Here is a 6,608-nt window from a genome sequence, read left to right as displayed (position 1 = left end):
CCCCCCCCCCCCCCCCCCCACCCCCCGCAGGCTCAGCCGCCGCGCAGGTTGCCCAGGCGCGGGGTGCTGCGGCCCAGCGGCATCTTCAGCTTGCCGATCGACAGGATGCGGCTTTCGGCGATGCGGTCGGCGGCACGCTGCGGCGCGATGTTCTCGCGCTGCGACAGTTCGAAGATGCGGGTGAGGTTGTGGTAGATGCTGCGGATCAGGCGCATCGCGCGTTCGCGGTTGTAGCCGTCGATCTCCAGCGACACGTTCATCACGCCACCGGCGTTGACGGCGTAGTCCGGTGCATACAGGATGCCGCGCGCATGCAGCTCGTCGCCGATTTCCAGGCTCGACAGCTGGTTGTTGGCGGTGCCACAGATGATCTTCGCCTTGATCCGCGGCAGGGTATCGGCATTGATCGCGCCTTCCAGCGCGCACGGCGCGAACACATCGGCGTTGACCTCGTGGATCTCGTCCGGCTTGACCGCTTCGGCGCCGAAATCGCTGACCGCACGATCAACCAGGCTGCTGTCCAGATCGGTGACATACAGCTTGGCGCCGCGGTCGCGCAGAAGCTTCACCAGTTCCATGCCGATGTGGCCCAGGCCCTGCACCGCGATGCTGGTCTTGCCCACTTCTTCATGCCCGAACTTGAAGCGCATCGCCGCCATCAGCGCCTGCAGCGCACCGTAGGCGGTGAAGGGGGCGGGATCGCCGGAGCCGCCATGGACCTGGTGAACGCCGGTCACGAACTGGCTCTCCAGGTAGATGTTCTCCATGTCGTTGACGTCGGTACCGACGTCCTCGGCGGTGATGTAGCGCCCGCCCAGCGAATCGACGTAACGGCCGAAGGCGCGGAACAGCACCTCGGTCTTGTCCACCTTGGGGTCGCCGATGATCACCGCCTTGCCGCCACCGACATTGAGGCCGGCCAGCGCATTCTTGTAGGTCATCGTCCGGCTCAACCGCAGCACGTCGGCCAGCGCCTCGTCGGTGCTGGCGTAGGGGCGCATGCGCACGCCGCCCAGGGCCGGGCCCAGGGTGGTGTTGTGGATGGCGATGATCGCCTTCAGCCCGGCGTCGTGGTTGTGGCAGAACACCACCTGTTCATGGCCGGTGGTGGCGAGGGTTTCGAATAGCATGGCATCTCCGATGGCGCGAACAGCGGCGAACTGCGGCGAACGGCCAGTGAACGGTAGGGTCCCAAAAACAAAAAAAGCGACGTCGTCGGTGCAGGGGGACGGGTCGCGCGGCGCCATTCTAGTCCATTCCTCCGGCCGCTGCCGTCGACATCGGCGGACGCCCGGTTAAAGAAGATGAAAGCGCGGCCGATGCTGCGACGACGGCGGGTCGCCGGATTCGTGTGAAGAGGCAGGACGGTCAGTGACGGCAAAGGCAGCACAACGACAGGGCAGGCGGCGATGACGCCGGCCTGGTGGCGATCGCTGCGCGCGTGGCTGGCGCGCTCGACCGGGGCGGCGCCGTCGCGGTTGGCGGCAGCATCGCGGCAGGCGGTGGCCGCCGCTGCGGCCAGCCTGCAGGGCGAGGCGCTGCCACCAAGTGAGATCGCGGCGCACCTGCAGCGCGGCCTGCATGCGCTGGCGCTGTATCCGCGGCTGGCCGGCGAACCCGCGCCGGTCCAGGACCCGGCGCTGGGCGAGGCGGTGGCACGCGCGCTGCAGGATCGCGACTGGGCGGCCCGGCACCTGCCCCGGCGTCCGCAGCTGTTGCCGCAGCTGATCCAGACCGTCAACGACGACGCGGCCTCGGCGCGGGTGATGGCGGCGATCATCGGCCAGGACCCGGTGCTGACCGGCAACCTGCTGCGCATTGCCAACAGCCCGGCGTACAAGGTGCACGAGCGGCCTGTGGAAAGCCTGCAGCGGGCGGTGACCCTGGTCGGCACCGAAGGCGTGCGCCAGATCATCAGCGCGGTGCTGGTGCAGCCGGTGATGCAGGTGCAGTGCGAGGTGTTCCCGCAGTTCAGCACGATCATCTGGGAGCATGCGTTGCTGGCCTCGCGCGCGGCCGCCGACCACGCACGCACGGTCACCTTCGGCGATGCTTTCGCCGCCCAGTGGCTGGGCCTGGTGCAGGGGCTCGGCGCGGCGCTGGTGATGCGCCAGCTGCTGCAGGAAGCGCAGGCGCGCGGCGAAACCGTGGAGCCGGCCCTGGCCCTGCAGCTGCTGCAGAAGTGGTCGTTGCCACTGGCCCAGCGCGTGGCGGCGGCCTGGGAATTGCCCGAACCGGTGCACCAGGCGCTGGCACCGGAAGCGGACGGACCGCTGGCCGACAGCCTGCGCCTGGCCAGCGCCGCTGCGGCTGCCAGCCTGCTGTGCAGGCACGGGCATGCCAGCCAGAACCGCATGCTGGCCCTGCTTGAACAACTGCCGTCGGCACCGCCGCATACCCTGCGCTGGATCTGGCGGCGCCTGCACGGGCGCAGCGTGGAAACGCGCGATGAGGCCGGGCAGGAACAGGCATCGCCGTCGCCCTGAGCGCTAAAGCTGCGATTCCACCGGCAACCAGCTGATCACCCGAGCTGTCCAGCGCTTGCCCAGGCTCGCCCCGGGTTCGGCCTCCACCCAGTGCGGCGGCGGTTGCCGCTCCAGCCAGCGCAGCGCATCGTCGTGGCCCAGGGCCAGCCACCAGCTGTGCGCAGGGCTGGCCAGGCGCAGGTACTCGTCGCGCAGCTGCGCACCCAGCACCGGATCGTCGAACAGCACGCCCATCTCGGTATTGAGGTAGGCCGAGCGCGGATCGAGGTTGAACGAGCCGACGAAGCCGCGGCGGTCATCGACCACGAACGCCTTCGTATGCAGGCTGGCCCCGCTGCTGCCGAACAGGCTGGTATCCGGCTGGCCGTGTGCCTTCAGTTCGTACAGCTGCACGCCGGCCTTCAGCAGCGGCACGCGGTAGCCCATGTAGCCGCCGTGCACTGCGGCCACGTCGTTGGCGGCCAGCGAATTGGTGACCACGCCCACCTGGGCGCCGCGCGCGGCCAGTCCCGAAAGGCCCTCCACGCCATCGCTGCCGGGCACGAAGTAGGGCGAGATCAGCAGTGCGCTGCGACGGGTGGTTGCCAGCTCGTCGCTGAGCATATTGACCAGCCAGTGGCGGCGATCATCGTCGCGGTGCTTCATCGGCGGATCGGAGGCGATGCGCACGTTCGCGCTCCAGTGCAACGGCTCTGGGCTGGGCCGCTGCAGGCTGCGTGATGCGGCCACACGCTGCAGGTAGGGCTGCGCCCTGGCATGCAGCGCATCCAGGTCCGACTGCCGCACGAGTTGCCGCAGCTGTTCATCGCTGTAGGAGGCCAGCGCGGAGATCGGAATGGCCGTGCTGCTGTTCCAGTAATCGTCGAAGATCCGGTTGGCCTGCTGCACGGCCGGTCCGGCCACCACCAGGTCCAGGTCCTGGAAGTTCACGTCGTCGCGCGCGCTGAAGTATTCCTCGCCGATGTTGCGCCCGCCGACGATGGCGATGCGGCCATCGGCGATCCAGCTCTTGTTGTGCATGCGGTGGTTCACGCTGAAGGCGCGTTGCACCAGCTCCAGCGTGCGTGCGATGCCACTGCGGTTGCGGAACGGGTTGTACAGGCGGATCTCGATGTTGGGATGCGCATCGAGCGCCATCATCAGCGCATCCTTGTCCCTGGCGTTCATGTCGTCGAGCAGGATGCGCACGCGCACGCCGCGTTCGGCGGCGTCATACAGCGCCTTGGCCATCAGGTGGCCGACCAGGTCGTCGTGCCAGATGTAGTACTGCAGGTCCAGGCTGCGTCCTGCGTGCGCGGTGATCATCGCGCGGGCCGCGAACGCATCCATGCCATCGCTGAGGAAGGCCACGCCGGACTTGCCGGGATGGGCCTGCTGCAGTGGCACGATCTGCTGGTCGATGCGCGTCTGCGCCGGTTGCAGTGGCAGCACGTGCGAGGGCGCGCCCTGTGCCTGCGGCGTGAGATGGTCGGCCAGCAGCAGGCCGGACAGGACCAGCAGCAACAAGGCGGCGACGATGATCGCAGCGACACGCAGCAGGCGTTGCCACAGGGGCTTAGGTGGACTCATGCCCCGATGGTAGATCCACGCCATGCGTGGATGAAAGCCAGAAGACCCGTTGCAGTGGCTCCACGACTTGCGTGGATGGCTTCTTCAGGCAATGTCATGCCATGCGTGGATGGGGTCAGAACCGCTCGTCACTGCCCAGGTAGCGCCACTGGCCCGGCGGCAGCGGCCCGAGTGCCACGCGCCCGATACGCAGGCGACGCACGGCTGCGACCTGCAGCCCGGCGGCGGTCACCGCCACGCGCAGGCCCTTGGCGGTCAGCCCCTTGCCGGCAAAGCGCAGGCGCTGTTCGCTCTGCCAGCTGACCTTGGCACCGCCGGATTCGTGCTGCAGCCGCGCCAGCAGCCACGGACCGCGCTCGGGGCCGCCTTCGGCCACTTCGATGAGGTACTCCTGCTCGGTGCGGCCCAGGTTGCGCTGCAGATGGGCGAGGGTGGCCGGGTCCTGGCTGACCACCACCAGGCCGCTGTCGGCCGCCGGCAGCGATGCCGCCAGCTGCAGCCCATGGAAATGACGCTGCAGTGGACGGATGCCGCTGGCATCAAGCTCGCTTCGGCTGTCGCTGCTGACCAGCGCGCACAGGGTCTCGGCGGCGACGCCGGCCGGCTTGTGCAGCAGCATGCTGACCCGCTCGGCCTTGTCATCGCTGGCCTGCTCGGCCACCACGATCACGGCGTTGTCGTCGACCGGGCGCTGCGGCTGTTCCACCACCTCGCCATCGACCGTGACCCAGCCGCCCTCGATGTAGCGCCGGGCTTCGCCGCGCGGGATGCCGAGCAGGGCGGACAGGCGTTTGTCGAGACGGATCGGTTCCATGGCGGGCGGTTCGGTCAGGTCGGGCAGGGGGCGCGCAGTGTAGCTGCTGCGGCCGCTCAGCGCTGGCCGCGGTTGGCCAGCTCGGTCAGGTACAGGCGGGTGTCGAATTCCAGCTGCAGGTAGTCCGGCTCCATGTGCTGGCACAGCTGGTAGAAGGCCTTGTTGTGGTCGGCTTCCTTCAGGTGGGCCAGTTCATGCACCACGATCATGCGCAGGAATGCCGCCGGCGCCTGGCGGAACACGGTGGCGATGCGGATCTCGCGGCTGGCCTTGAGGCGACCGCCGTGTACGCGGGAGATGGCGGTGTGGGTGCCCAGCGCGTGCTTGATCACTTCCAGCGTGTTGTCGTAGCAGACCTTGTTGAGCGGCACCGACTTGCGCAGGTAACGGTCTTTCAGTTCCTGCGTGTAGTCGTACAGCTGGCGGTCGCTGCGCACCTCGTGCGGGTCCGGGTAGCGCTGCTGCAGCCAGGGGCCGAGCTTACCCTGCGCCAGCAGCTCGCTGACCTGGGCGACCAGGGGCTCGGGATAGCCGGTGAGGTACTTCATCACTGCCATGCAGGGGCGGCGGGGCGTCGGTAGAATGGAGCCTCCAAGATTACACGCGGTACGCATCGACCATGGCAAAGCCCAACGCGCTGCAGGAACAATTGCTCAAGGCCGGCCTGGCCAAGAAGTCGCAGGCCAGCGCCGCCGCGAGCGCGCAGGCCAAGGCCCGCCAGGGCAAGGCCGAACCGACCTCGGCCGAGGTCCAGCGCGAAGCTGAACGCGCCCGCGCCGAGAAGGTCGAGCGCGACCGCGCGCTGGCCGCCGAGCGCAATGCCCAGGCCAGGCAGGCTGAACAGAAGGCCCAGGCAAGGCAGATCATCAGCGCCCACGCCGTGCCCCACAAGGGCGATGACGAATACCGCTTCAGCGACGGCGCGGCGATCCGCACCCTGCTGATCGACCCCAAGCTGCGCAAGGCACTGTCGGTGGGCGTGCTGGTCATTGTCGCCCACGGTGAAGGCTATGCGCTGCTGCCGCGAGCCGCCGCCGAGAAGGTGCGTGAACGCGCCCCGGAAGCGATCATCGTCGACCACGGCCAGCCGGGCTCGACCGCCGAGATCTCCACCGGCAACGCCGAGGACGATGCCTACTACGCCCAGTTCCAGGTGCCCGACGACCTGGTCTGGTAAGCAAAAAGGGGACGGAGGGGATTAAGCCGCAATCGGCCTGATCGAACCCGTTCGCATCCTGTTCGTCTTCCTGAAGAGCAGCCGAGCACGGCTCGGCTCCGCATCACGGCCTGTCTTTTTGCCGGCGTGTATCGTCCCCATATCAGGCGACACACCTGCGGAGGATGGCCATGGCCACCGGTTGGGCGGGAGATGGCGCGGTCCAGGATCAGATCGACGCTACCGTTGATGATGCGATTGCCCGCGCGCGGCGCCAGCTGCGCCAGGGTCCGGGTCTGGAACACTGTGAGGAATGCGACGCGCCGATCCCGTTGGCGCGGCGCCAGGCCGTGCCCGGGGTACGCCTGTGCGTGGCCTGCCAGCAGGCGCTGGATGATGAGGAGCACGCGCACAGCGGCTACAACCGGCGCGGCAGCAAGGACAGCCAGCTGAGGTAAGGGATGTTCGGCAGGGCTGCGCCCTGCACCTGCAGATGCTTCAAGCCAAGGCAACGGCAACAGCAACAGCAAAAGCAAAAGCTGGCATTCCGCGGGTTGGTGGGGCGGTGTCGGAGTGCGGGGAC

The 6,608-nt window shown here is 68.3% G+C and carries 7 protein-coding genes; 3 read left to right on the top strand and 4 right to left on the bottom strand.

Features of this window, described 5'->3' with window-relative positions; genetic code table 11:
• Positions 1-32: 32 nt before the first annotated feature.
• Positions 33-1,130 carry a Glu/Leu/Phe/Val dehydrogenase dimerization domain-containing protein gene (locus N7590_RS21580; RefSeq protein WP_049456104.1) on the bottom strand — a complete coding sequence of 366 codons (1,098 nt, stop codon included), beginning with the start codon at positions 1,128-1,130 and terminating at the stop codon, positions 33-35.
• 279 nt (positions 1,131-1,409) lie between these two features.
• Between N7590_RS21580 and N7590_RS21575 the strand changes: the two genes are divergently transcribed.
• Positions 1,410-2,486 (top strand): HDOD domain-containing protein, encoded by a 1,077-nt coding sequence (locus N7590_RS21575; protein WP_164242521.1) that lies wholly within the window; start codon positions 1,410-1,412, stop codon positions 2,484-2,486.
• Positions 2,487-2,489: 3 nt separating this feature from the next.
• On the opposite strand, the gene N7590_RS21570 is transcribed toward N7590_RS21575, so the two are convergent.
• The 3 genes from N7590_RS21570 to N7590_RS21560 form a co-directional block, all read right to left on the bottom strand.
• Complete coding sequence (locus N7590_RS21570; protein WP_164242520.1) at positions 2,490-4,079, bottom strand: phospholipase D family protein; 1,590 nt, start codon at positions 4,077-4,079, stop codon at positions 2,490-2,492.
• Positions 4,080-4,170: 91 nt separating this feature from the next.
• Positions 4,171-4,869, bottom strand: coding sequence for an RNA pseudouridine synthase (locus N7590_RS21565; protein WP_008265276.1), 699 nt, complete (start codon positions 4,867-4,869; stop codon positions 4,171-4,173).
• A gap of 56 nt (positions 4,870-4,925) precedes the next feature.
• Positions 4,926-5,426, bottom strand: a complete 501-nt coding sequence (locus N7590_RS21560; protein ID WP_049456100.1) for a M48 family metallopeptidase — start codon at positions 5,424-5,426, stop codon at positions 4,926-4,928.
• 62 nt (positions 5,427-5,488) lie between these two features.
• Between N7590_RS21560 and N7590_RS21555 the strand changes: the two genes are divergently transcribed.
• A complete protein-coding gene (locus tag N7590_RS21555; protein ID WP_006460852.1) occupies positions 5,489-6,046 on the top strand; it encodes a DUF2058 domain-containing protein in 558 nt (185 codons plus the stop codon).
• Positions 6,047-6,216: 170 nt separating this feature from the next.
• Entirely contained in the window at positions 6,217-6,483 is a 267-nt protein-coding gene (locus N7590_RS21550; RefSeq protein ID WP_006460850.1) for a DksA/TraR family C4-type zinc finger protein, read from the top strand.
• Positions 6,484-6,608: the final 125 nt, after the last annotated feature.

Source organism: Stenotrophomonas sp. GD04024, assembly GCF_029837545.1.
Lineage (GTDB): Bacteria > Pseudomonadota > Gammaproteobacteria > Xanthomonadales > Xanthomonadaceae > Stenotrophomonas > Stenotrophomonas forensis.
Note: the sequence above shows the minus strand (reverse complement) of the source record. Positions and strands in the feature narration are given on the sequence as shown.